We start from the raw sequence: 24542 nt of genomic DNA, 5'->3' as shown, positions 1-24542 counted from the left end.
TTATGTTTTTTCTTTTTGATGCTTCTCTTTCCATTCTCTTAATATTCTATCCCAGTTCTTTCTTAAAAATTCTCCAACTTGTGATGAATCTCTTGTTCCAACTACACAGGTCCATCCTGTCTTATCCTCAATGTCACCTCTTGTTGATGCCGCTAATGCTGGTAAAATTAATATTCTATGGCTAACTTTATCTGCGATTCCTGTCTCTTCAATTAATTTTTTAGCATTCTCTCCATTATACTGCCCTCCTGCAACTGAAACATCAACAGCCTTTCCACCAGTGTCCATAACTAACAACCAACAAGTGACATTATCTTTTTCAAAGTCCCCAGTTACTGTGTAAAATGTTAATGAGAAGTTAGTTGTTAATATAACAGGGCTATTCTCATCTGGATTACCAATAGGATATAAACCAGGTTCAACAGCCTGAGGTTTTCTTGGATCAGTATAAATAGACTGTCTCAATGTTAATACTGGCATTAATTCCCATATTTCAATGCCATGCATAATTAAAGCATCTGCATATCTATTTAATAATGTCCCTGCAATTGTTGCCTCATACATTTTTGCAACAACATCTTTATCTTCAAAAAATTCCGAAATAGGACAAGGATTGTTTAAAGCATAATAATATGCATTTATTGGTAAATTTAATATTGGAAATCCTAAGTATTTATCTTCTCTTTCAATTGCACTTCTTCTTATCATTACATTTAAATCTAATGTTTCAGCGATATTTTCAGGATATGTATGTGGCTCTAAAACTAAATCCTCAATGCCATTAGCTAAACACTTTGCCGCCATATTTTTTAACTCTTTAACATTGTTTGATGATAAAACCAAAACGACATCTTTTTCTTTTTTGAGTTCTTTAATAACTCTAATCATGTCATTTAAATTATCTTTTGTTGCAGCATAAATCATAACTTTTGATTTAACAATTTTTAAAGCCTCTTTTATAATTTCAGGATTTAAAGAAGCGAGACAAATAGGCATTTCTGTTTCTTTTTCTACAATTTCAATGGCTTTTTTAAATTTTTCTGCATTTCCTGATGCATTTCTAATTACAATAAAATCTAATTTTAGTTTTTCACCTGTTCTTTCAAATGCAAAATTCTCTATTTCTTTGGCTCTCTTCTTAATTTCTTCCTCGCTTAACTCATCGCTAATATCTACACCAATTGGTGTAGGATTAAAAAATGACAATTGATATCTATACATTACTTCATCTCCACCCATAACAGCTTTTCTATCATCATTACCAAACCAAACTTCTTTTACAGGTGGAGATAGAAGTTCTATTATTTTTTTTCTATTTTTTTCAAATTTTGGGGTATTAAGAATTGGACACTGATCAACTGTTGCCTCTTTTTCTAATAATTTAGCGGCAAATGCCATACACGATGGCTGACCACATTTTTTACAGTTTGTTTTTGGCAGTAGTTTGTAGATATCCATTACACTAATTTTTTTTGGCATTTAACCACCTCAAAGTTATTTACGCCTTTGCTACAATCCACTCGTAATTATTAGTGTTTAATTTAACTTCTCCTGGCTTTGTAGATAGTGTTTTACCAATTTCCTTTAATGTTTTTACTGCTATTGGATTAAGCATCATGAATAAATCCACTCCACACATCATCATTGTAATTCCAGTAGTTATTTCCCACAATGGTAATCTATACTCTCTTGGACCCCATTCTGGATTATTCATCCACGCCTCTCTCGCACCATTGGCATTAGTAGTTCCAGAAGACATTGGCATATTAACTAACTCATCTCCTTTTAAACCATTCAATCTCAATCTAACCATTGCATTAATAGAGAATTCAATACCATAACCTAATGCACATGTTGTAGGATCCATAACAATTCTATTAGGATCTAAACCTGCCTCAATTAACTTTCTGTTTAAATCTCTCGCCATATTTGGATCCATAATAGACCATGCTAAAACATTGTGATCATATTTCATAGCGGCATCTACTATTTTTTTATAATCTAACTCTAAGTTTGCAGATGCTAATAAGCATCTATCACCCTCAGTCACTTCAGCACACGCCTCTAAAACTAACGGATCTTTTTGAGGATTACCACTACCTCCAATAACAAATGGAACATCTACTGCCTGTAATAAATCTTCCATCAATTTTGCCGCTTCTTTTGGACTTTTATCTTTAATTTTTGAATCTGTTGATATATGGTGAATAGTTATCATATCTGCTCCAAACTCTTTAACACATTTCTTAGCCCATTCGCAAGGATCCTCCATAACATCCTGAAAAAATAGTCTAATTGGTTTAGGTAATCCTGGCATTGGCATATCAAATATATCAAAAGTAACTACTGGAGGGTTAGGTTGGGGTTCTTCAAATCTATATAAAGCTCTTTGCCCTCCAATCTTTACAACTTTTCCTCTACCACCTTCAGATTTTGGTTTTCCAAATTGAACTTCCCTTATATATCCTGGATACTTTTCAATTGGAGGCTCCCAGTCTAATTCAGGAACTTCTTTAATTTCAATTATTCCTTCCTCAACTAATTTTTCTTTTATTGATGGTGTTTGAGGAATAACTACTGGAGGAGACGAAGGAATGTTTATTATAATTTCATCTCCTGTAATGTAAATATTTTCAATTTCTATCTTTCCAACTTTTTCAATAATCTTTATTAATGCATTTAAATTCATAGAATCACCTAATTTATCATTATAAATCATTACAAATTAAAGTTAGTAAAATTCATATATAAACATTATTATTTTAAATTATCTCCATATTTTAAAGGAAAATTTTAAAAAAATAAAGAATATTTTAATTTATTCTTAATTCCAAATTCAAATATCAATTTTGCTAATAGGGATATTAATATGTATGTAATAACTTTTAAATATTAAAAATAATATTATACCTTTCAAATAATTATTAATGTGGCGCGGGGTACCGGGCTTGGTAGCCCGGGGCGGACTTCAGATCCGTCGAGGGCGGAGGCCCTCGGGGTTCGATTCCCCCCCCGCGCCGTTAATCTATTTTGTGATATCATGAAGAAGATATATTCAAAATTTGGGAATGTTAATGATTTGAGGGAAATAATTTCTGGATTAAGTAATTTTACAGGAATTATTAGAATAGACCATACTTTTTTATATTACCTTAATTCAAAGTTAATTTCATCTAAATTAGATGATAAAGAGAAAGATTTAGAGGAAATTTTTCAGATAATTCCAGATACTTTTTTAATAGAAATTTATGAAGGTTCAGAGGAGGAAGTAAAATATGCTTTAAAAAATTTTAAACCAGATGAAACCATTGTAGAAGTTTCTAAGTTAAGTTTGGTTTTTGAGGATAATATAATCCTAAATTCATATAACGACATATATAAATTCCTAATGAGTGGATATAATAAGGTTACTTTTAAACCAAAGAGATTTAAAGATGAGAAGGCTGTTGTTATTTATAAAAATTCAAAAGAAATTTTTGCCATATATTTTGGAAAAAAAACATTGTTTGGAAAAAGAGCAATTAGTAAGTTAAAAACTACATTTGCTGTTAGTGAGATTATTGCAAAGATTGAAATCATATCTAACAAAGATTTGAATATGTTTAAAAATAAATATGTTGAAGGTTTTATATTTGAAGGAGAGTCATTTACAGATATTATTAAAAAAATAACATCTTCAAAGGAGCCAATAATCTTAAAAGACATCTCATTAATAGATGCTTTATCTTATGGAACATCTTTAATTAAAATTGAAGATAGTAAGGAAGGATATATTGTATCTAAGAATGGAAAACCTATTTACGCTTTTTTGAATAACTACAATGGTGAAAAAAGTTATAGATTAATAAAGAGTATGTGTATGGTTGAAGATGTTAAATTTTATATATATAAATTGTCAAAGGAGGAGTATGATTTATTTAAAGGTTTTAAAGAAAATAAAATCCCAATCCAATAATTAAATAATTATCCTTTGTCTAACATTTTTATAGCTAATTGATATGCCTTTTTTAAATCTCCAGTTTCTAATATACATTTCTCTGCAACATCTTTGGGGATTCCTTTTTTAGCAAAAACTTCAACTGCCTCTTTAAAAAATGGACTATTTTTTATAATCTCTTCAGCAAGTTCTTTTTTTAATTCCATATATTCATCAGGGGTTATATTGTTTTTAGCAAGTTCATAATCTCTATAAGGGCAAGGTTTAGTTATCTTACAACACCATACTAAACTACCAAAACATGTATTTTTTCCTAAGCCAAGTTTTGTCCTTTTTCCAAACTCTTCTTTTATTCTTATAAATTCTTCTGGTGATAATTTTAAAATTTTTAATGCCTTATGAATAGGACAGTATTTTATTGGAGGACAGCAAAAGGCTAATCCTCTCAAATCTCCTCCTCTACATATATGAGAAGGAGCATTTTCCCAGCCCATAATTTCACCTAATTAGTTCTTTTATCTTTTCAACTACTTTATTAATACTATCTTCCAAAATCTTTTTACCAAGTTTTTCATCTAATTTTACTCCAAACCTTTCAACGATTCTTGCCTCTTCATCTATAATTTTATTATTTTTTCTTGCCTCTGTTAATCCAACCATTCCTACCTCTGGATATTTTTTAAAATTATTATGCTCCTTTAAAAGTTCATCATTGACTTTTGCTATTCCTATTACATAACCAACAGAAACCTCCTCCGTAGAGGCATGAGTAAAAGTTATATTTATCATCTCTATTTTTACATCAAATTCATATTCTAAATTTTTTAAATATTTTTCAATTAATACATTTCCTCCATGACAATTAACTATTAAAAACTTCTCTACACCAATTTTTTTCCCCTCCTTTATCAAAAATCTTAAATAGTTATAAACATCCTCTGGTTTATTGTGAATACCATGCTTTACATAATCATACTCCGTAGAAGGAATAACTACTCCTAAAAATTTAATTCCTGTTAAAATAGATGCCATTAAGGCAATGTAAGAGGCTATCTTTATATCAGTATCTATTGGTAAAACGGTTCCATGATTTTCTAAAAAAGAGCCTAATGCTATAATCCCTATTTTATGGACATTCTCATCCAATATATTACCAGATGATAACCTAAGTTGCATAATCTCACTAACAATTCTTAATTATGATAAATAGAATTATTAATTTCTAATTTCTTTTATTATTTTTTAAAGATCTTTTTAGCATTCTTCTATATTTTCCCCATCTATCTTCTAAGGAAAATTTTGGTGGCTTTGGAATTATAGTCTTTTCTCCACATTTTGGGCAAACTTCTTTTAAAGTGTATGTTCCGCACTTTAAACATTTTTTCATTTTCATCTCTACACCTTTATTTTTTACTTTCTTTGTAGTATGTTCCTTCTCCACCTAATTTCTTTATCGTTGATACTGCTTTTTCACAAACCTTCTTTAAAACTTCTTCTCCACTCTTGTAATCTGGAGCTATGACTAAAACTCTATACTTAGGAGCCCCAATGTAAGTTATTTTAACTTCAACATCTTCATAAGGATTTGCTTTTAATGCAGTAGTTAATGCCTTCTTTATTCTTTTAATTCCATCTGGGGCATAGGATTTCATCTCAATTATTCCTTCAACTTCAACATTTGTTAATTCAATACTTTCCTTAGCAACTTCATATAAAACATTTTTCCATTCTTCACTAATATCTAAATCATCTAAAACTTCTTTTCCTTCAATAACCATCGTTTCAAATGCGTTATATAATTCTCCAAACTCATCTTCTAGCAAATATCCCACTTCTTCCCAAGCCTCCTCTAAACTCTTACCCAACTTCTCAGCCGCTCTTTCAAGCATCTTTGAAGCTCTTTGGAATCTCTTCCATTCCTGAACTTTTGCCCTCTTTTGCTGTTCAGTAACTCTTTTTAATGATAAATCAATATGCCCCTTCTTTTCATCGACTCTTAAAACCTTTGCCACAACTCTCTGCCCAACTTTAACGTGATCTCTAATGTTTTTTACCCATCCTGATGTAACTTCTGAGATATGAATCATTCCTTCCTTACCGGGATACTCTAATAACTCTACAAAGGCTCCATAAGGTTTAACCTCTTTTACAGTACCTATAATAATATCTCCTTCCTCTGGAAATTCTCTCCTCATAATAAACACCTCATAATATTGATTATAAAATTTTATTATTAATAATTTAATCAACTTTATTTTAAAGTTTTGGATAATAAAATTTAGTTTTTGCAAATTTCTTAATTTTCTAAGAAATAAATATATGTCAATTAAATATTCATTAGTAACAAAAAAAGAAATATTACTTTAATATTATACACTATTTTCTTCCCCAATCGTCATCGAACCTAACGATGTCATCCTCTTCTAAATATTCTCCAACTTGTATTTCAATAACTTCCAAGGGAATCTTTCCAGGATTTTCTAATCTATGTTTTACACCACTTCTAACAAATGTACTCTCACCACTCCTTACAAAAAATTCTTTTCCATCTATGGTAACTTTTGCCATACCTTTAACAACGATCCAATGCTCACTTCTATGATAATGTAGTTGATAACTAAGTTTTTTTCCTGGCAATACTGTAATTTTTTTTATTTTATAGAACTGTCCCTCTTCTAAAACTGTATAATATCCCCAAGGTCTATATACAGTTTTATGAAATAAAATTCTTTTATCATTTCTTTCTTTTAATTTTTTATAAACATCCTTAACTTTTTGACTATCTCCTTTATTACAAATTAATAAAGCGTCTTTTGTATCAACCACAATTAAATCATTTACACCAATTAAAGAAACTATTTTTCCGTCATGGACATTAACTAAATTATTATTTGAATTTATTACAATATTCTCTCCATAAATAACATTTCCATTCTTATCTTTTTCAAATTCTTCATAAAATGCATCAAAACTTCCCAAATCACTCCACTTTATGTTCAATGGAATTACAGCAACTTTATCAGATTTTTCCATAACTCCATAATCTATGGAGATATCTGGAACAATTTTATAAATTTCGTCAATATCCTCTAACTTAAATGCTTCATATACTTCTGGACAGTGTTTTTTAACCTCTTCTTCAAAAACATCTGTTCTAAATAAAAACATTCCACTATTCCATAGGTAACCTTTTTTTAAATATTCTTTTGCAGTATCTAAATCAGGTTTTTCTTTAAACTCTTCAACCTTATATCCTATATCTAACTCTTCTCCTGGCTTTATGTATCCATAACCTGTATGAGGCTTGGTAGGTTTTATTCCAAATGTTACTAAATAGTCTTTCGCTAAATCTTCTCCTTTTTTTATAGTCTTTGCAAATTCATCCACATTCTCTATTAAGTGATCAGAAGGAAAAACTCCTACAACATCATCACCATATTTTTTAATTTCTTTAACTCCATAGTAAATAGCAGGAAGAGTATTTTTACCAATAGGTTCAACTAAAATGTTTTCTTCATTAAAATTATAACCCAACTTTTCTATTTGTCCCATAACTAAAAATTTATGCTTTTCATTTGTTATTATGTAAATATCTTCTATATTAGACAATCTTAAACATCTTTCAAAAGTCATTTGGAATAGAGATTTTTTAAAAGGTTTAAACTTTATAAATTGTTTTGGGTAGTATTCCCTACTCAAAGGCCATAATCTACTCCCCACTCCTCCAGCTAAAATAATAGATTTCATTTTATCCCCTCAAATCATGTGTAATATTCTAAAATTATTTTACAATACTATTTAAATAATAAAAGTATTTATAGTAATAAATATTATTGTGATGGAAATCCAAATTTTAAATCTAAATTAATTTAAAATATTAATACTAAATACTATTTTTAATTATATAGATATTAATGGTGTAACTTATGTTATTACTCATTGATGTTAATCATGGAGCTTTACAATTATCTGAGGAGTATTTAAACTTAGGTTATGATGTTGATGTTTGGGATATATATCAAAAAACAAGAAAATCAGAGAGTTATTACAAGAAATATAAAGAACTAAAAGAAAAATTTAGAAATATTAATTTATTCTATGATAAGCCAAATTTTGAAAAATATGATAAAATTATAGCCCCAATACACTGTCCAATAGATATTGAATTTATTCCATTTACTGATGCTGTTTCTGAAATTTTAAAAGAAAAATATAATAATATACATAAAAAAATAATCAACATAACTGGAGTTAAAGGAAAAACAACAACTACAACTTTAATAAATCATATTTTAAAAGAAGATTATACAACTTACTTACATAATTCAAATTTTGGTTCAATTGCACCACCAACAATTTTATCTATCTTAAACAAATTAGATATAGACAAATACGATTTTTTTATATTTGAGACTTCCTTAGGATTGATTAGATGTAAGTATGGGGTTATAACAAATGTTTTGGAAAATTATAAAATTGCCAAAGGATTGAGAGATGCATTAACTGCCAAATTCTCATCTTTAAAAAATGCTGAAATAGCCTTTATAAATAAAAATGACATTATTAATTATAATATAAATGTTAATCATAAACATTTAAATGTTATTGATACTACCAAAGTGAAGATTTTAAGTAAATATCCTTTAAAATTTGAATATATGAATGAAACATTTAAATTTAATAAGAAAATATTTGGATTGCATTTTATTGAAAATTCATTATTTGCCATTGAGATTTGCAAAAATTTGCTAAACATAGAAGAAATAAAAGGTAGATTAGATTCTTTTGTTATAAAAAATAGAATGTATGTGGAAGAAATTAACAATAAAGTTTTAGTTAAAAATATAAATCCGGGTTTAGATTTGAAATCTATTTATTATGCAATAAGAGACTTTTTAATGATTTTTGAAGGAGATGTTTATATTGGAGGAGATTTTGGAATAGTTTGTGAAGAAATAGATATAAAAAAACTTGTTGAAGTATTAAAAAACTTTAATTGTAATTATATATTCGTTGGAGAAATTGGAAAAGAATTGAATAAATATTTAGATGGAAAGTATATTGATAAATTTGATGAAAATAAGATTAAAAATAACTCATTAGTTATCCTTAGAGAAAAAATAATCTAAAAAAGATCTCTATTTTTCATCATCCTTGGGATTAACGCCATTATCACACTCTCTATACATAAATCTTTTCTTGTTATATGGTTATCAGTTAAATAGCCAATCAATCCAACATTTTTCCCAATGTCTTTAATTCCTGTCAATTTTTCAGCAATTTTTCCGCCTTCAATTTCTTTTAATATATTTTCAGACACAATTTTAGGATATTCAAATCCTTGAGACATTCCAACAGTTTCTTTTATTCCATCATAAACTACACATATATGTATATCTACATAATGCCCTCCAACATTTATTAACCCTGCCTCAATTCCTACTCCATAAGAGCATTGAACTTTATTAAAGGCATTCTTTGCCCTATTTAATGCCCCTTTATAAGTTTCTTCCAATCCTATGGGATGGGATGAGACATTATTTTCTACATCAACACCTATAACTTCCACAGTTCCCAAAACTTTTTCAAAACCTTCTTTAACTGCCTCAATTTTCACTGGATTTAGAGAGCCAACAGCAACAACTCTAAACTTATGCCTTGCCATACTTAATTTTCTTGCCTCTTCAATACATTTCTCATTTTTACATAAAAATCTTCCAAATAAAAAGATTTCTGCCTCTTTACCACATATTTCACATTTTTTATTTTTTAAGTTCATAACAATCACTTATGAATTTTTAAAATATTGGCTAATAATGCTAATAATAGAACAATATTAAAGTATTTATAAATTAATTGCAATAATGATAGTAACTAAACATTAGGAAGAGGGGATTTACTATGGGAAAAAAAAACACAAAAGATAATGTTCAAAAACTAAGATGTCCAATTGTATGCGTATTAGGTCATGTGGACCATGGCAAAACGACATTATTAGACAAAATCAGAAAAACAAGAGTCGCTCAAAGGGAAGCGGGAGGAATTACCCAACATATTGGAGCGAGTGAAATTCCTATAGATGTAATAAAAAGAGTATGTGGAGACTTATTAAAGATGTTAAAGGCTGATTTAAAAATTCCTGGATTATTAGTTATTGACACCCCAGGACACGAGGCATTTACTTCATTAAGAAAAAGAGGAGGAGCTTTGGCTGATATTGCCATATTGGTAGTTGATATAAATGAAGGTTTTAAGCCACAAACTGTTGAGGCAGTAAATATTTTAAGACAGTATAAAACTCCTTTTGTTGTAGCGGCAAATAAAATTGATCTAATTCCAGGTTGGAATTCTAAGGATGTTCCATTTATATTAAACTTTAATGAAAAAGTTCAACATCCTAATGCATTAACTGAATTTGAAATAAGATTATATGAAAATGTAATAAAGCCTTTAAATGAGTTAGGATTTGACGCTGACTTATATTCAAGAGTTCAAGATGTTACAAAGACAGTTTGTATAATTCCAGTCTCAGCAATTACTGGAGAAGGAATTCCTGATTTGTTAATGATGGTGGCAGGTTTAGCTCAGAAGTTCTTGGAGAAGAGATTAAAACTTAATGTTGAAGGTTATGCAAAAGGGACAATATTAGAGGTTAAAGAGGAAAAAGGTTTAGGAACAACGATAGATGCCATAATATACGATGGAATTGCAAGAAGAGGAGATTACTTAGTTGTAGGATTGCCAGATGGTGTTTTAGTAACAAGAATTAAAGCCTTATTAAAGCCAAAACCATTGGATGAAATGAGAGATCCAAGAGATAAATTTAAGCCTGTAAATGAAGTTGTAGCCGCCGCTGGAGTTAAAATAGCTGCTCCTGATTTAGATAAAGTTATTGCAGGCTGTCCTATTAGAATAGTTCCAAAGGATAAGATAGAGGAGGCAAAAGAGGAGATAATGAAAGAAGTTGAGGAGGCAAAGATAGAGGTTGATGAGGAAGGAATTTTAATTAAGGCAGATACTATAGGCTCCTTAGAGGCTTTAGCAAATGAATTGAGAAAGGCAGGAGTTAAAATCAAAAAGGCAGAGGTTGGAGATATAACTAAAAAAGATGTTATTGAAGTTGCCTCATATAAGCAGAGTAATCCTCTGTATGGAGCAATTGTTGGCTTTAATGTAAAAATACTACCAGAGGCTCAAAAAGAAATAGATAAATACAAAATAAAAGTATTTCTAAATAATATAATTTACAAATTAGTTGAGGACTTCACAGAGTGGATTAAAAAAGAAGAAGAAAGAATGAAATATGAAGAATTTGAAAAACTTATTAAACCAGCAATCGTTAGAATTTTGCCAGATTGTATATTTAGACAAAAAGATCCTGCAATTTGTGGAGTAGAAGTTTTATATGGAACTTTAAAAGTAGGGTATCCACTAATGAGAGAAGATGGAATGCAACTTGGCTATGTTAGAGAGATAAAAGACAGAGGAGAGAATGTTAAAGAGGTAAAATCTGGAAAGGCTGTATCTATTGCTATAGAAGGAAAAGTAATGTTAAAGAGGCATGTAGATGAAGGAGATCTTATGTATGTAGCAGTTCCAGAAGAGCATGTAAGGGAACTATATCATAAATATATGGATAGATTAAGAAATGATGAAAAAGAGGCTCTATTAAGATATATGGAATTAATGCAGAAACTAACAAATAATATATTCTGGGGTAGGTAAGATTTTAAATATGAATTAATGAGCAAAAAGAAATATAAAAAAGATTATTTTATACTACTACTATAAATACGATATAATTTATATAGTTTATTAATTGTATTATATAATTTATTTTCTATTATATCTTCAATTGAATTTATAGCTTCAGTTGGACAGACCTCTTTACAAATTTCAATATCTCTTTTATAACATCCATTGCACTTTATTGCTATTCCATCAATTCTTATAGCACCGAAAGGACAAGCTAAGGCACATAAGCCACAGCCTATGCATTTATCCTCTATAACTACTACCTTGTTGTTAATTCTTTCAATAGCCCTCTCTGGACATGCATATAAACAGGGATTTTTTTCGCAGTGCATGCACTTAATTGGAAATTCCTCAAAAGTTATTCCATTAATTGGACAACTCCTTTCGCATCTTCTACATCCTATACAAGAGCCAACATTAACTATAACCATGAATTATTCCTCCATAAATAATTTATGGCTGAACCTTAGCATTTACTGTAATTTTTGATATTAAACTATTATCTGTTTTTTGAGAGGGTTTGTAAAATTTACTAAACAATTCTAAACTTTTATCTCTCTTAGCAAATATTAAATCATTTACTTCTATAAGTTCTAAGCATCTCTTTGAACAGGCTTTAACACATGCTGGTTCCTCTCCATTACACAAAATACATTTATATGCTTTATCTTCCATTAATATAGCACCGAAAGGACAAGCTAAGGCACATAAGCCACAGCCTATGCAAATTTCATCGTTTAAATACACATAATCATCTTTATGCTCAATAGCAGAAACTGGACAAACTTCTTTACAAGGGGCTGAAGCACAATGCTGACAAACTATTGGAATATACTTTCCATCTTTTTCCATAATACTTATTCTTCCTACTTTATTTTTCTCCATGCATGCTTTAACACAATCTCCACAGTTATCACATATATAGTTTGTCATCATTATCTTTTTCATTATATCACCTATAAATTAAATTATTAAAAGTTTTTTTCATCAAAAATTACAAGTAGTGAGGAGGTGTACATTAAAATATTATAAACCTAACAACTTACACTTTTCGTCTATATATTTTTGAATTCTTTCAATATCTTCATCAGTTAAGTGTCTATATCTTTTTTGCATCTTCAAATACTCTCTAACAGGCTTTCTCTTAGATGGTTTGTAAGTAATTCTAAATTCTCCATTTTCAATTTCATACAATGGGAAAACTCCTGTTTCTACGGCCAATCTACCAATTTCTATTGTTTTGTGTGGAGGATATCCCCAACCTGTTGTGCAAGGTTGTAAAACCTGTATAAATTTAGGCCCTTCGATACTCAATGCCTTTTTTATCTTTCTTATAAAATCCTCTGGATAGGATATACAGGCAGTTGCTACATATGGAATGCCATGAGCGGCCATAATCATAGCAACATCTTTTTTAGGTCTATCCTCCCCTTTAATTTTTGAACCAGGAGGTGTAGTAGTTGTAGCAGCCATATAAGGAGTTGATGAACTTCTCTGTATTCCAGTGTTCATATATGCTTCATTATCATACATAATATATAAAATGTTATGTCCTCTTTCCATAGCACCACTCAATGCTTGGAAACCTATATCTGCTGTTCCACCATCCCCTCCAATTGCTATAACATTTATTTTTTTATTAGCAAACTTGCCTCTCTTTCTCTTCAATGCCTTTATTGCTGATTCTACACCACTTGCAACTGCTGCAGCGTTTTCAAACGCTACATGAATCCAAGGTACTCTCCATGATGTTTCAGGATATGGAGTAGTCATAACCTCTAAACATCCTGTGGGAACTACACAAATTGTATCTTTTCCAGCGGCTTTTAATACTAATCTTGCAACGATTGCCGCTCCACATCCTGCACATCCTCTATGACCGGGAGCAAATAATTCTTCTCTTGAAAATTGCATAATTTCACCTATAAGGATTTATTCTTTTAATCCAACCCAGGCAGTTTTATCATCCTCTGCCTTTTCTACATCATTAATTATTAATTTTATGTCTTCAATTCTTATATCTCTTCCACCTAAACCAACAATATAGTTGCAGATTTTTTTATTTTTTAAAATTGATGCCATCTCAATACCCAAAGCTCCTTTGTTAAATCCTAATGAAATGTTTTTATCTAATACTGCAATATTTTCAGCATCTTTTAAAAGTTCTTTAATATCTTCTTTTGGAAATGGCCTAAATGTCCTTATTCTTAATAATCCAACATCCTTACCCTCTTTTTTTAATTTATCAATGACCTCCTTTATAGTTCCACATACTGTACCCATTGCTACTAAAACAGTATCTGCATTCTCTAAGTTGTATGCTTCAACTAAACCATTACCATACTTTCTCTTAAACCATTCATTAAATTCTTCATTAACATCTTTAATAACTTTTTTAGATCTCTCAATAGCATCTTCGACTTGTTTTCTTGTCTCCATATAGCAATCTGGAACTCCTACAGGTCCTTGAGTTATTGGCCTATCCGGATCTAAATAAGCATGTTTTGGTTCATAAACACCTAAAAATTCTCTAACTCTTTCTGCCTTTGGAATTGTTACTGGCTCAACAGTATGAGTTAATATAAATCCATCTAAACAGACCATTACAGGGAGTAAAACTTCTTCATTCTCTGCTATTTTGTATGCCTGAATAATACTATCAAGTGTTTCCTGATTGTCTTCTACATAAATTTGAATCCATCCAGTATCTCTCTGTGATATAGAATCTTGATGATCGTTCCATATGTTTATTGGTGCAGATAATGCTCTATTTGCGATCATCATAACTATTGGTAGTCTCATCCCAGAGGCTATAAATAAAACTTCATGCATCAATGCTAAACCTTGAGAAGCAGTTGCTGTAAATGTCCTTGCACCAGTTGCCGCTGCTCCAATACAAACAGATAATGCTGAATGTTCACTCTCTACTTTTACATATTCAGCATCTAACTCTCCATTTGCCACAAATTCAGCCAACTTTTCAACACATGTTGTTTGGGGAGTAATTGGATATGCAGCTATAACATCGACATCAGATAATCTTGCCGCTTCAGCAGCGGCGGATGTTCCTGTAATAACTTTAACTTCACACATTTTTCCCACCATAGAACCTTTATTTTTCTTCTCTAATCTTAGTTATTGCATTTACAGGGCATTCGTTCATACAGATTAAACATCCTTTACAGTAATCGTAATCTATTTTAAAATTACCATTCTCATCTTCTTGAATAATCCCCTCTGGACAGAAAATATAGCAATTTTCACACTTTACACATTTATTGTTATCTAAAATAGGTCTGAATATCCTCCAACTACCTGTTTTATTTCTAATTGAGTTTCCCGGCTCATATATAATAGCGGCAATTGTTACCATAACTATAACACCCCATTTATTTATCCATATTTCTTTATCATTTCGTTATATGCAATTTCAGCCACTTTGGCATTTTTTTCTCCCAATTCTCCTTTAAATTTTTCCATTATTGCCTTCTTTACAGATTCAATACTAACAAGTTTTGTAACCCCAGCAAATGCTCCGACCATTGCAGTATTTACAATAGGAACCCCTAATATTTCTAAGGCAATTCCTGTTGCATCAATTGTGTATGTTTTAACTCCTAAATTTAGATCATCTTTAACAGTATTAACTACAACAGCCCCATTTTTCTTTAAACCTTCAACTACATTAATAGTTTCAATTAATGATGAATCCTGAACAATAACATAATCTGGATTGTATATTTGGCATCTTAACCTTATCTTTTTGTTATCAATCCTTGTAAATGCCATAACAGGGGCTCCTCTTCTCTCTACACCAAAAAACGGAAATGCCTGAGAATATTTACCATCATAGAAAGCAGCAATAGCCAGTATTTGAGCAGCAGTAACGGCTCCTTGTCCTCCTCTTCCATGAAATCTAATTTCTATCATATACTCACCCTAAATTGTCATTATCAATCATTAACAATCTTTAAACTCATATATAAATCTTTTGAGTTTTCGTCAAATATCGAAAATTGTTTAGGCATAAATAATTATATTGTTAGTTCTAAAATTAGTAAAATGAAATTTTTGATATTTCCAATATTAAAGGTGAAAATCAATGATAAAAGAGATTACTGAGGAAAAATTAGAAAATTATTTTAAAAGAACAGAAGAGGCAATAAAAATTATTAAAAAAGGACTTCCACCAAAAAGAAGTTTGTTATACGATATCGCCAAAGATTTTTTATTGATGATTGAAAGTTATTTTGAAGATGCAAAGGTTTTTAGAGAAAAGGGGGATTATGTAACTGCATTTGCTTCTATAAATTATGCCTATGGTTGGATAGATGCAGGAGTTAGGTTGGGATTATTCGACGTTGGAGATGATGATATAAGATTTACATTAGCCAAGTAGTAAAATAAAAATATATAAAGATATAAATTAAATTATAAAGAAAATATTATATAAAATAATAAAATAATATTTTTATCTTTTAAATAATAATTGAAATAAAAATAGAGTGATTTGAATGACTTCAGCCATAAAAATTATTGAAATGTTAAAGGTTATTGACAATCGAGCAAAATTTATTGGAATAAAATTAAATATGATGAAAAATTTATTAGAAAAATATAAAGACGATAAAGAATTATTAAAAGAAGTTTTAAAACTAACAGAGGGTACAAGACTTCATGAGTTAATATTAGAAGCCTATCCTCCTTTAGAAAAATTAAAGGAAGAATTAAAAAAAGAGGAAATTATTCCAATAGTAGATATTGAAGAGAAAAAACCAGAGGAATTTTGTCATTTTGAAGGTCATATTTCTATTATTGCATATATAAGAGAATACATGAAAAAATACTATTTTGGATCTACTGTAAAAAAAATTTTTTATGAAATAGGTAAAGATTATGCAATTAAAATGGGTATTGATAATTATGATAAAATGATTAATATCATGAAAGAGGAATTTGGAGAAACATATATTGAGAAATCCGAACCTATAACATTTATTGTTAAAAATAGTAAAGAGGCTATGAATTGTAGAGCATTAGAACCTGTTTGCTATTTAACAGCAGGTTTTATAGCCGGATGTTTAGAAAATATAACTGAAAAAAAATATATAATTGAGGTTATTGAAAAAAAATGTATGGCATTGGGGGATCCCTACTGTCAATTTATTGTAAAAAGATATATAAAATTATAAATTAAAATTCCTCTTTCCAAATAATTGCAAAGTCTTTTAAAGCTCTTTTTACTCTGTCTATATTTCCCTCAATAACTATTTTATTATCTTCATCACTATATTCAAATATAACACCATACCATTCTCCTAAGTCGCTTAATCTTTCTATTTGAATTTCTCTCTGTAATTTTACTCTTATTGATTCTACTTTTCCTTTTTTTCTAACTTCTTTAGTGTATATACTTCTATTTAACGGGAATTTTACATTTAATTCTCCTCTAATAACTTTTGTCATTTTATTTAAATATTCCTCTAATAATTCTGAATTACATAAACTAAATAGTTTAGATTGGATAAAATTTAATTCTTTTTCAATATTTGGAAGCATAGTTATAGATACATGGGGGTCTAATATGTAATAGGATATAAGGGCATAGGTTAATCTAAGCTTTTCAAAAACAATTTCGGGAACTTTAATCCCTCTTTTAACTAATTCAGCTGATAGCTCAGATAATATTACCCACTGTTTATCTAAGTTTCTAACATCCTTCATTTTTGTAACCTCTCAATGTATCTTTTTAAAATTTTCTCACTATCATAGTTAAGTCTCACATTCATTTTTTTTAATTCTTCTTTTAATTTCTCAATGTCTGTATCTTTATCTATAAAGAACGCTTGGTAACTTGTAGTAGAGGATATATTAAAAATTGCAACTACATCATCTTCTTTTAATATTCTTTTGTCAATTGCCGCTCTAACTCTAACAAAATTTTCCATTTCGCTATTTAACGCTTCTTTAACAGTTAATATAGAGATTAATGTAGCAGTAAATTCTACTTTACTATTATTCATAAATTTCCCTCAAAATTATTATATTATTAATTATTTTAAAGTTCTTCTTCAAATTTGATCTCCTTTTCTGGTAATATGTAGAATACATAATTTTCTCTCTTAGCAGGAACTTCTTTTAAGAATACTACAATTCCATTAACTGGTGTATTTACAAACCTTATATCACCCTTTCTACTCTGCAAAGCCGCTAATCTATGACCTTCTAATATTCTACATCCAAAATTTACAATTGGATAAACCTTATAACCCTCAGCAGGAATTTCTAATAGCCTTGTTCCTTTCTTTATATAAGTTAATTGCTTAACTCCTCCAACTTCATACTCAATAAGCATATCTTTTTTAACTTCTCCCATAAGAACATATTTATCAAAGTCATCATATATAACTTGATACAATACTTTCCCATCTCCTCTATATTCCTCATCTTTATCTAAAAACCTAATAACTTTTCCATTATTTTCTATAACTACTTTCCTTCCTTCATGTTTTTCAGCATTTTCAACGTATAATTTAGGAATTCTCATTATATCACCATATAAAATAAAATTTTAATATATCCTTTCAATTATAAAGTCAGCAATATCTTCTAAAACCTTTCTTCTATCTTTATCAAATATTTTTAAATAATTTTTAGCTTCCTCTGTTTTTTCTTTCATAAGATTTTTAGCATAATCAATTGAAGGTTTTAATATCCTAATAATTTCCATAATTTCTTCATCACTAATATTTTTATTTCCTAAGACATTTAATAGTTTTTTCTTATTATCTTCATCCAATGTTTTTAAAGCGTGAATTACAATAATTGTTTTTTTTCCTTCTCTTATATCACTCCCAACTGGCTTACCAATCTTCTTCTTATCTCCAATTAAATCTAATATATCATCCTGTATTTGAAAAGTTAATCCAATCCTTTTTGCATATTCCTTTAATGCCTTCCCTTCTTCCTCATTACAATCTCCCATAACTGCCCCAATTTCAACTGCCGCCTCTAACAATGCTCCTGTTTTTTTTCTAATCATCTCTAAATATTCCTTCATACTTGGGAAATAGTTTTCAAATTCCATATCCATAGCCTGCCCTTCACAAACATCTACACATGCCTTTGATAGAATTTTTAAAACTTCATAAGATTTTTTCTCATTGTTTATCTTTGAAACAGCCTCAAAGGCTTTAGCATATAATAAATCTCCAGCTAATATTGCTATAGGTTCTCCATAAACCTTATGAACTGTTGGTTTTCCTCTTCTCTCATCATCGTTATCCATTATATCATCGTGTATTAAAGTGTAATTGTGAATCAATTCAACGGCTACAGCCGCTGGAAGAACTTTTTCAATATCATCCTTTTTTAGCATGTATGTTACAACAGTTAAATATGGTCTAATTCTTTTACCACCAGCAAATAGTAGATGCTTTGACGCATTATATAATTTATCATCTTTATTTACATAGTTTTTTAGTTCTTCATCTATTTTTTGTAGTATATACTTATCAAATTGCATAATTTCACCTCAAATTATTAAATTATCCTTTCAAAACTTAAACACTGTCCATTTCTTAATAAATGAACATCTTCTCCTAATCTATATCCTTCCTCTTCTGCTAATTTTGTATATTCAGCAGTTAAATTAAAGTCTCCATGAGAAGGAATAATATGTTCAGGATTTAACCATCTTAACATATCTCTATGATCTTCCTTTGAAGCGTGCCCTGAAACATGAGCCCCTTTAAATATTCTAACCCCCAATAATTTTAACCTTGACTCTAACATGTATCTCTGAGCTGCGTTCATTGGATTTGGTATAGGATCTGCTGAAAATACAACACAATCGTATTTTTCAAATTTGTAAGGTGTTTTGTTAGTAGCCATTCTTGACAATACAGCCCCTTCCTCTCCTTGATGACCAGTTGCAATTATTAAATATTTCTCTTTTCCTTCTTTTGCTATTGTTTTTAAAGCCATTTCTATAGAACTTGGATCTCCATAAATTCTTAAATCTTCTGGAAATTGAACTAAACCAATATCTTGAGCTATCCCACAGTATCTCATCATACTCCTACCTAATAAAATAGGAGTTCTACCCATTTTTTCAGCTATGTCAGTAATGGACTTAATTCTTGCAATATGTGAAGAGAATGTTGTAACAATTACTCCATTTTTATCGTTATCTGCCGCTAATAAATCATTCTTTAATAATCCAGATGCAATAATTTCTGGAGGAGTTTTTCCTTCGTGATTTATTCTTGTAGTTTCAGATATAAAACAAAGAACTCCATTCTTACCCACTCTTTTTATTGCCCTATAATCAGGTCTTTCACCAACTACTGGAAAGTTGTCAAATTTAAAATCGTTACCGTAAACTATAGATCCATAAGGAGTATGTAAGACAGGCAAAACAGAATCTGGAATACTGTGAGTAATTCTAATAAATTCTAAGGTTAAATTTGGTGTTAAGTCAATAGATTCACCAGCGTTTAAAACAATTAGTGGATTTTTGACATTAAACTTTTTTTCACTTAAAATTTCTCTTTTAACTAATTCAATTGTGTATGGAGTTCCAATTATTGGAGCATTGTATCTGTGAGCTAACTTAGGAACTGCCCCAATGTGATCTAAGTGTCCATGAGATACAACAATTGCCTTAACTTCGCCCTCTATATTTTTCATAACTGTATCATTAGGAATTATTCCTTTTTCTATTAATTCTAAACTGTGTAGTTTTGATATATCAGTATCTTCGTGAATTAAAACTCTATCTAACCTAACTCCCATATCAAATATTATAATTTCTCCATCTACATTAACAGCTGTCATATTTCTACCTACTTCTTCATATCCTCCTATCGCAATAATTTCTAATTTCACATTTATCATCTCCTTAAGTTTTTATTTTGTTTTAGATTTAATTAAAGTTTATTTTATGCAAATATGTTATTATTTGAATTTAAAATTTAATTTACTCAAATAAAAAATAACAAACGATAATAACAATTACAACCAATAAATTGAATAATGAATAACAATATAAATTTACAATCTTTGTGAAATCCACTCTTTTAAATAACCTTTAACTATGTAAGGTGTTTTTTTAAGTTCTTCAATATTTTCTGCTCCTACTAAAAACATTGCAATTTTTAATTCTTTAATGTATTTTTTTAAAACCTTAACAACCTCTTCCCAACCTTTTAATGATGCCTTTAATATAGGTAACGCTACACCACAACAATCACAACCAATCGCTATACATTTGGCAATATCTAATCCACTCCTTATACCTCCAGAACCTATAATTATATTATTATAAACACTTTTTACTTCAAATATAGATGCAGCAGTGGGAATTCCCCAATTTACAAATTTTTTTAATAAATCTTTTGTTTCATCATCTTTTATTCTTAAAAGTTCAACTTTTGCCCACGAAGTTCCTCCACTCCCTTGGATGTCAATAGCATCAAAACCAATATTTTTTAAAATTATAGCATCTTCCTTTGAAAAACCTTCTCCAACTTGTTTAGCAATGAATGGAATATTTTTATATTTATTTTTATAATTTGAAATAATCTCTTTAAGTTTATCTATATTTTTAAAGTTTAAATCACCTTCTGGTTGTATAATTTCTTGTAATGGATTAAAATGTATAGCCATTGCATCAGCGTCTATCATCTCTACGGCTTTATAAATAACTTCTTCATCCCAGTTATCAACTATAAAATTAACAGATCCTAAGTTACCTATAACTAAATTGTCAGTATAACATCTAACTATGTTGTAAGTATCTATTAGATCTTCATTAACAATAGCCGCCCTTTGAGAGCCAACACCCATTCCTAAACCTAACTCATCAACAGCCTTGGCAATATTTTTATTTATTTCTTTTGCTATTGTATGCCCCCCAGTCATTCCAGAAACAATAATAGGGGCTGAAAGTTTTTTACCAAATAATTTTATTTCTGTTTCAATGTCATTGAAATTAATTCCGCAAGTCCCTTTATGTATTAATTCAACATCTTCTAACAAAGTTGTTTTATCATATTCAACATTACAATATTTACATAACAGTATATGTTCCAATTTTCTAACTTCTATTTCATTTTTACTATAACCCATACTTTCACCAAATATATAAATATTTGCTTAATTTTAAAAATATTAAATTTAAAAATCTTAATCTATTTTCTTTATATTTTCTTCCTTATCGTTCTCACTTTCAATAATAATTTCTAATGATTTTAGAATATTCTTTAAATATTCAATACATTTTAATTTTCCTTCTTTACTTCTAACTTCATAAACTTTCAATGGATTAATTGCTCTATATATTTCATTCTCAGAAATTCCTAAATCTCTACTTCTTGCTTGGCATACTCTTACAGCAACATCGTTGATTTTTGAATCAACTTCATCAGCATAATGGACTATATATGCCTCTATGGAACTTGGTCTCGTTGGAGAATGCTCTCCGTGATGTGAAGCAACTATCTTTATAACTTCCAATGGAAAATCTCTTTTATAAAGTTCAGCAACTGCTAATGTTAAATGGTCTAAATTAAACATATCGTAGTGGTCATAAGTCCCATCTTCATTTTTAATATAGTTGTATGGCTTCATTATATCATGTAATAAAGCCCCAGCGATTATATAATCTCTATTGACATTAACTCCATAAACTTCCTCTAAAACATCTGCTATTTTTAAAGCCATCTTTGTTACTGAAACTGTATGCTCAATTAATCCACCTTCATATCTATGGTGCCAATTTATACTCGCTGGTGATTCTTCAACACTAATTCCTGTATCTACAATCTCTGGATGCGTTGCCTTAGGATTTTTTAAAAACTCTATAACTTTTTTTCTCAAATTTTCATCTTTTATCTGTTCAGCAAGTTTAATTAATCTTTCCATTATAATCTCCTCCTAAATTTTTATAATAAAAATTAAATAACTGGTAAATAAATATTAAAGTCACATATCTTAGTAAAAATATAAAAATTTTTTAACTTTAAATTATAAGATCTTTATCTATTGAGGTGTAAGTAATGATAGAATTAGCTAAAAATCATTTAAGAAAGGTTTTAGAAACCTGTGGAGCCAATAGAAATTGTAAATACTATCCATGCCATTTTGATGAGCAAGTTTGTTTATGGTGTTTCTGTCCATTTTATCCTTGTGAAGATTATGAACTTGGAGAATACATTGAAAGAAAAGATGGATCTAAAATTTGGAGTTGTAGTAAATGTTTTTGGATTCATAGAATAGATGTAACTGTTGAAATATTAAAAGAAATCCTCAATCTAACAAAAGATAAAGAGATAGATAAAGGTTTAGAATTATTAAATGATCATAAACTAATGTTAAAGATAAAAGATAAAGTTAAAGAAAAATATCCTGCAAATAGGTGAAAGCGTGGACATTTTAAGCATTACATATATTATAAACTTTTTATTACTCATTTTAGCATCTATTACTGATATAAAAGAAAGAATAATTCCTCATAAATATACGATTGCTATGTTCTTAATTAATATAGTTATTGGATATTACTATTTTGGATTTGATGCTATAATAGCACTATTTTCAACATTTATATTATGTTTAATATTAAGTATAGGAATGGGTGGAGGAGATGTTAAAATATTTACTGCCTTAGCCCCTATTTTTGCATATCCAGATTCTTTTGTATTTTATATTCCTAAATATATTCTTTATATGATTGGAATTAGTATGTTTGTTGCTGCAATTTTTCCAATACTTAAAATTTTAATGAAGTATTGGAAAGATATTATCCCATCAGCATTATATTTAGCAATGATTTTAGGAATTATTCAATATATTGTTTATTTATATAAAATCCCATATGTCTCTGTTATAGTATGGGCCTATATTATTATATCTATATACATTTCAAGAAAAGTTCCTAAATATAAAGAATATACTAAAAAATTGGGGTTTTTGTTACCAGTATATATGTTAATTATTTATTTTATAGATCCAATATATTTTATTAAACATTTATTGCTATCATCCATAATATATATAGGAGAAATTTCTTTAATCTCAATAGTTATATATGCTCTTACAGGAGTAGAGATTTCTGATAAAAAAAGTATTGATGAGTTAAAAGAAGGAGATATTTTAAAAGATATAATTATTATTGATAAAAATAATGTTGAAGTAAAAAACTTAAATATCATAAAAAGAATAAAATTCTTAATAGAAAATGAAATTAAAAAGAGTAATAAAAAAATAATAGCAACAGATGGAGAAGGATTATCAGAAGAAGATATAAAACTTATAAAAAAACTCTACAATGAAGGGAAACTACCTAAAGAGTTAAATATTATAAAAACATATCCTTTCGTTCCATTTGTTGTTATTGGTTACACTATAGTTTTAGTTATGATATATCTGAAAATATAAATTGGAATGATATTATGATAAAAATATCTTTGAAAAGAGCTCAAATATCATTAGAATTTGCTATTTTGTTTTTAGTAATTTTAGTAGTTTCAATTATATACATATATAATTTCCTATCAAACAATTTAACTAAAGAAGATATTAATCTTGATAAAATCGATATAGCAGCGAAATCTGCTGTTATATTAGTAAATTCTAATTATAATGGGATCCATTCTAATGTAACATTAGTTTATGGAGGATTATCTTGGTCAGGAAACAAAAAAAACATTACTATATATATTTCTCCTCGTTCATATGTTACGGTTCAAATAAAAAACTTTATTATTTCTTATATATATAATACTACTACAAAAATAAACAGTAGTGAATACAACATCACAGTAGATCCTTAAAAATGTTGTTGGTG

General features: G+C 29.0%; 29 protein-coding genes and 1 tRNA gene. 9 read left to right on the top strand and 21 right to left on the bottom strand.

All coding sequences use genetic code 11. From position 1 onward, the window contains the following. Both acsC and cdhD read right to left on the bottom strand, forming a co-directional pair. Window positions 1–1479 carry an acetyl-CoA decarbonylase/synthase complex subunit gamma gene (gene acsC / locus HZY31_RS00985; protein WP_297317618.1) on the bottom strand — a complete coding sequence of 493 codons (1479 nt, stop codon included), beginning with the start codon at window positions 1477–1479 and terminating at the stop codon, window positions 1–3. A 19-nt stretch (window positions 1480–1498) separates the two neighbouring features. Next, window positions 1499–2719, bottom strand: a complete 1221-nt coding sequence (gene cdhD / locus HZY31_RS00980; RefSeq protein ID WP_297317617.1) for a CO dehydrogenase/acetyl-CoA synthase subunit delta — start codon at window positions 2717–2719, stop codon at window positions 1499–1501. Between the two features lie 212 nt (window positions 2720–2931). On the opposite strand from cdhD, the gene HZY31_RS00975 reads away from it, so the two are divergent. Further along, a tRNA-Sec gene (locus HZY31_RS00975) sits at window positions 2932–3020 on the top strand. A 20-nt stretch (window positions 3021–3040) separates the two neighbouring features. Next, window positions 3041–3955 (top strand): hypothetical protein, encoded by a 915-nt coding sequence (locus HZY31_RS00970; protein ID WP_297317616.1) that lies wholly within the window; start codon window positions 3041–3043, stop codon window positions 3953–3955. Window positions 3956–3963: 8 nt separating this feature from the next. Here the strand turns inward: HZY31_RS00970 and HZY31_RS00965 are convergent, their stop codons facing one another. From HZY31_RS00965 to HZY31_RS00945, 5 genes are all read right to left on the bottom strand, one after another. Continuing rightward, complete coding sequence (locus tag HZY31_RS00965; RefSeq protein WP_297317615.1) at window positions 3964–4431, bottom strand: methanogenesis marker 9 domain-containing protein; 468 nt, start codon at window positions 4429–4431, stop codon at window positions 3964–3966. 4 nt (window positions 4432–4435) lie between these two features. Continuing rightward, entirely contained in the window at window positions 4436–5113 is a 678-nt protein-coding gene (gene arfB / locus HZY31_RS00960) for a 2-amino-5-formylamino-6-ribosylaminopyrimidin-4(3H)-one 5'-monophosphate deformylase (RefSeq protein ID WP_297317614.1), read from the bottom strand. A 46-nt stretch (window positions 5114–5159) separates the two neighbouring features. Next, a complete protein-coding gene (locus HZY31_RS00955; RefSeq protein ID WP_297317613.1) occupies window positions 5160–5330 on the bottom strand; it encodes an RNA-protein complex protein Nop10 in 171 nt (56 codons plus the stop codon). A 10-nt stretch (window positions 5331–5340) separates the two neighbouring features. After that, the gene (locus tag HZY31_RS00950; RefSeq protein WP_297317612.1) at window positions 5341–6132 is read right to left on the bottom strand and encodes a translation initiation factor IF-2 subunit alpha; all 792 of its coding nucleotides are present in this window, start codon (window positions 6130–6132) and stop codon (window positions 5341–5343) included. Window positions 6133–6313: 181 nt separating this feature from the next. Beyond that, window positions 6314–7684, bottom strand: coding sequence for a mannose-1-phosphate guanylyltransferase/mannose-6-phosphate isomerase (locus HZY31_RS00945; protein ID WP_297317611.1), 1371 nt, complete (start codon window positions 7682–7684; stop codon window positions 6314–6316). A 179-nt stretch (window positions 7685–7863) separates the two neighbouring features. On the opposite strand from HZY31_RS00945, the gene cfbE reads away from it, so the two are divergent. Continuing rightward, the gene (cfbE, locus tag HZY31_RS00940) at window positions 7864–9066 is read left to right on the top strand and encodes a coenzyme F430 synthase (protein ID WP_297317610.1); all 1203 of its coding nucleotides are present in this window, start codon (window positions 7864–7866) and stop codon (window positions 9064–9066) included. Here the strand turns inward: cfbE and yjjX are convergent. Then, a complete protein-coding gene (yjjX, locus tag HZY31_RS00935; protein WP_297317609.1) occupies window positions 9063–9716 on the bottom strand; it encodes an inosine/xanthosine triphosphatase in 654 nt (217 codons plus the stop codon). The genes cfbE and yjjX overlap by 4 nt on opposite strands. A gap of 122 nt (window positions 9717–9838) precedes the next feature. Between yjjX and infB the strand changes: the two genes are divergently transcribed. Next, window positions 9839–11662: a translation initiation factor IF-2 gene (gene infB / locus HZY31_RS00930; protein WP_297317608.1), complete on the top strand. Its 1824-nt coding sequence runs from the start codon at window positions 9839–9841 to the stop codon at window positions 11660–11662. Window positions 11663–11706: 44 nt separating this feature from the next. On the opposite strand, the gene HZY31_RS00925 is transcribed toward infB, so the two are convergent. From HZY31_RS00925 to HZY31_RS00900, 6 genes are all read right to left on the bottom strand, one after another. After that, window positions 11707–12123: a 4Fe-4S dicluster domain-containing protein gene (locus tag HZY31_RS00925; protein ID WP_297317607.1), complete on the bottom strand. Its 417-nt coding sequence runs from the start codon at window positions 12121–12123 to the stop codon at window positions 11707–11709. Window positions 12124–12145: 22 nt separating this feature from the next. Beyond that, window positions 12146–12640, bottom strand: a complete 495-nt coding sequence (locus HZY31_RS00920; protein WP_297317606.1) for a 4Fe-4S dicluster domain-containing protein — start codon at window positions 12638–12640, stop codon at window positions 12146–12148. A 78-nt stretch (window positions 12641–12718) separates the two neighbouring features. Next, on the bottom strand, window positions 12719–13606 hold the full coding sequence (gene porB / locus HZY31_RS00915) for a pyruvate synthase subunit PorB (protein WP_297317605.1): 888 nt from the start codon (window positions 13604–13606) through the stop codon (window positions 12719–12721). A gap of 18 nt (window positions 13607–13624) precedes the next feature. After that, entirely contained in the window at window positions 13625–14785 is a 1161-nt protein-coding gene (porA, locus tag HZY31_RS00910; protein ID WP_297317604.1) for a pyruvate synthase subunit PorA, read from the bottom strand. 19 nt (window positions 14786–14804) lie between these two features. Beyond that, window positions 14805–15065, bottom strand: coding sequence for a pyruvate synthase subunit PorD (gene porD, locus HZY31_RS00905; protein ID WP_297317603.1), 261 nt, complete (start codon window positions 15063–15065; stop codon window positions 14805–14807). 20 nt (window positions 15066–15085) lie between these two features. Beyond that, entirely contained in the window at window positions 15086–15622 is a 537-nt protein-coding gene (locus HZY31_RS00900; protein ID WP_297317602.1) for a pyruvate ferredoxin oxidoreductase subunit gamma, read from the bottom strand. A 172-nt stretch (window positions 15623–15794) separates the two neighbouring features. Between HZY31_RS00900 and HZY31_RS00895 the strand changes: the two genes are divergently transcribed. Both HZY31_RS00895 and HZY31_RS00890 read left to right on the top strand, forming a co-directional pair. Then, a complete protein-coding gene (locus HZY31_RS00895) occupies window positions 15795–16091 on the top strand; it encodes a DUF357 domain-containing protein (protein ID WP_297317601.1) in 297 nt (98 codons plus the stop codon). 115 nt (window positions 16092–16206) lie between these two features. Beyond that, complete coding sequence (locus tag HZY31_RS00890) at window positions 16207–16884, top strand: V4R domain-containing protein (RefSeq protein WP_297317600.1); 678 nt, start codon at window positions 16207–16209, stop codon at window positions 16882–16884. 1 nt (window position 16885) lies between these two features. On the opposite strand, the gene HZY31_RS00885 is transcribed toward HZY31_RS00890, so the two are convergent. The 7 genes from HZY31_RS00885 to HZY31_RS00855 all read right to left on the bottom strand — a co-directional run bounded on the left by HZY31_RS00885 (window position 16886) and on the right by HZY31_RS00855 (window position 22618). Then, the gene (locus HZY31_RS00885; RefSeq protein ID WP_297317599.1) at window positions 16886–17416 is read right to left on the bottom strand and encodes a DUF2096 domain-containing protein; all 531 of its coding nucleotides are present in this window, start codon (window positions 17414–17416) and stop codon (window positions 16886–16888) included. Next, the gene (locus HZY31_RS00880; RefSeq protein ID WP_297317598.1) at window positions 17413–17715 is read right to left on the bottom strand and encodes a DUF749 domain-containing protein; all 303 of its coding nucleotides are present in this window, start codon (window positions 17713–17715) and stop codon (window positions 17413–17415) included. The genes HZY31_RS00885 and HZY31_RS00880 overlap by 4 nt, the downstream gene beginning before the upstream one ends. A gap of 35 nt (window positions 17716–17750) precedes the next feature. After that, complete coding sequence (locus HZY31_RS00875) at window positions 17751–18239, bottom strand: DUF2118 domain-containing protein (protein ID WP_297317597.1); 489 nt, start codon at window positions 18237–18239, stop codon at window positions 17751–17753. A gap of 24 nt (window positions 18240–18263) precedes the next feature. Beyond that, entirely contained in the window at window positions 18264–19217 is a 954-nt protein-coding gene (locus HZY31_RS00870) for a polyprenyl synthetase family protein (protein WP_297317596.1), read from the bottom strand. A gap of 17 nt (window positions 19218–19234) precedes the next feature. Continuing rightward, on the bottom strand, window positions 19235–20581 hold the full coding sequence (locus tag HZY31_RS00865; protein WP_297317595.1) for an RNase J family beta-CASP ribonuclease: 1347 nt from the start codon (window positions 20579–20581) through the stop codon (window positions 19235–19237). A 165-nt stretch (window positions 20582–20746) separates the two neighbouring features. Then, complete coding sequence (gene fni / locus HZY31_RS00860; RefSeq protein ID WP_297317594.1) at window positions 20747–21823, bottom strand: type 2 isopentenyl-diphosphate Delta-isomerase; 1077 nt, start codon at window positions 21821–21823, stop codon at window positions 20747–20749. 57 nt (window positions 21824–21880) lie between these two features. After that, window positions 21881–22618 (bottom strand): HDIG domain-containing metalloprotein, encoded by a 738-nt coding sequence (locus tag HZY31_RS00855; RefSeq protein WP_297317593.1) that lies wholly within the window; start codon window positions 22616–22618, stop codon window positions 21881–21883. A 134-nt stretch (window positions 22619–22752) separates the two neighbouring features. Here HZY31_RS00855 and HZY31_RS00850 point away from each other — a divergent pair, with 134 nt between their 5' ends. The 3 genes from HZY31_RS00850 to HZY31_RS00840 are packed head-to-tail and all read left to right on the top strand — an operon-like array spanning window position 22753 to window position 24528. Further along, window positions 22753–23115: a cysteine-rich small domain-containing protein gene (locus tag HZY31_RS00850; RefSeq protein ID WP_297317592.1), complete on the top strand. Its 363-nt coding sequence runs from the start codon at window positions 22753–22755 to the stop codon at window positions 23113–23115. A gap of 4 nt (window positions 23116–23119) precedes the next feature. Then, entirely contained in the window at window positions 23120–24133 is a 1014-nt protein-coding gene (locus HZY31_RS00845) for an A24 family peptidase C-terminal domain-containing protein (protein ID WP_297317591.1), read from the top strand. Window positions 24134–24162: 29 nt separating this feature from the next. Then, complete coding sequence (locus HZY31_RS00840) at window positions 24163–24528, top strand: class III signal peptide-containing protein (protein ID WP_366863773.1); 366 nt, start codon at window positions 24163–24165, stop codon at window positions 24526–24528. The last annotated feature ends 14 nt before the right edge of the window (window positions 24529–24542 follow it).

Source organism: Methanocaldococcus sp. (assembly GCF_024490875.1).
In the GTDB taxonomy this organism is placed as follows: domain Archaea; phylum AGJL01; class Methanococci; order Methanococcales; family Methanocaldococcaceae; genus Methanocaldococcus.
Note: the sequence above shows the minus strand (reverse complement) of the source record. Positions and strands in the feature narration are given on the sequence as shown.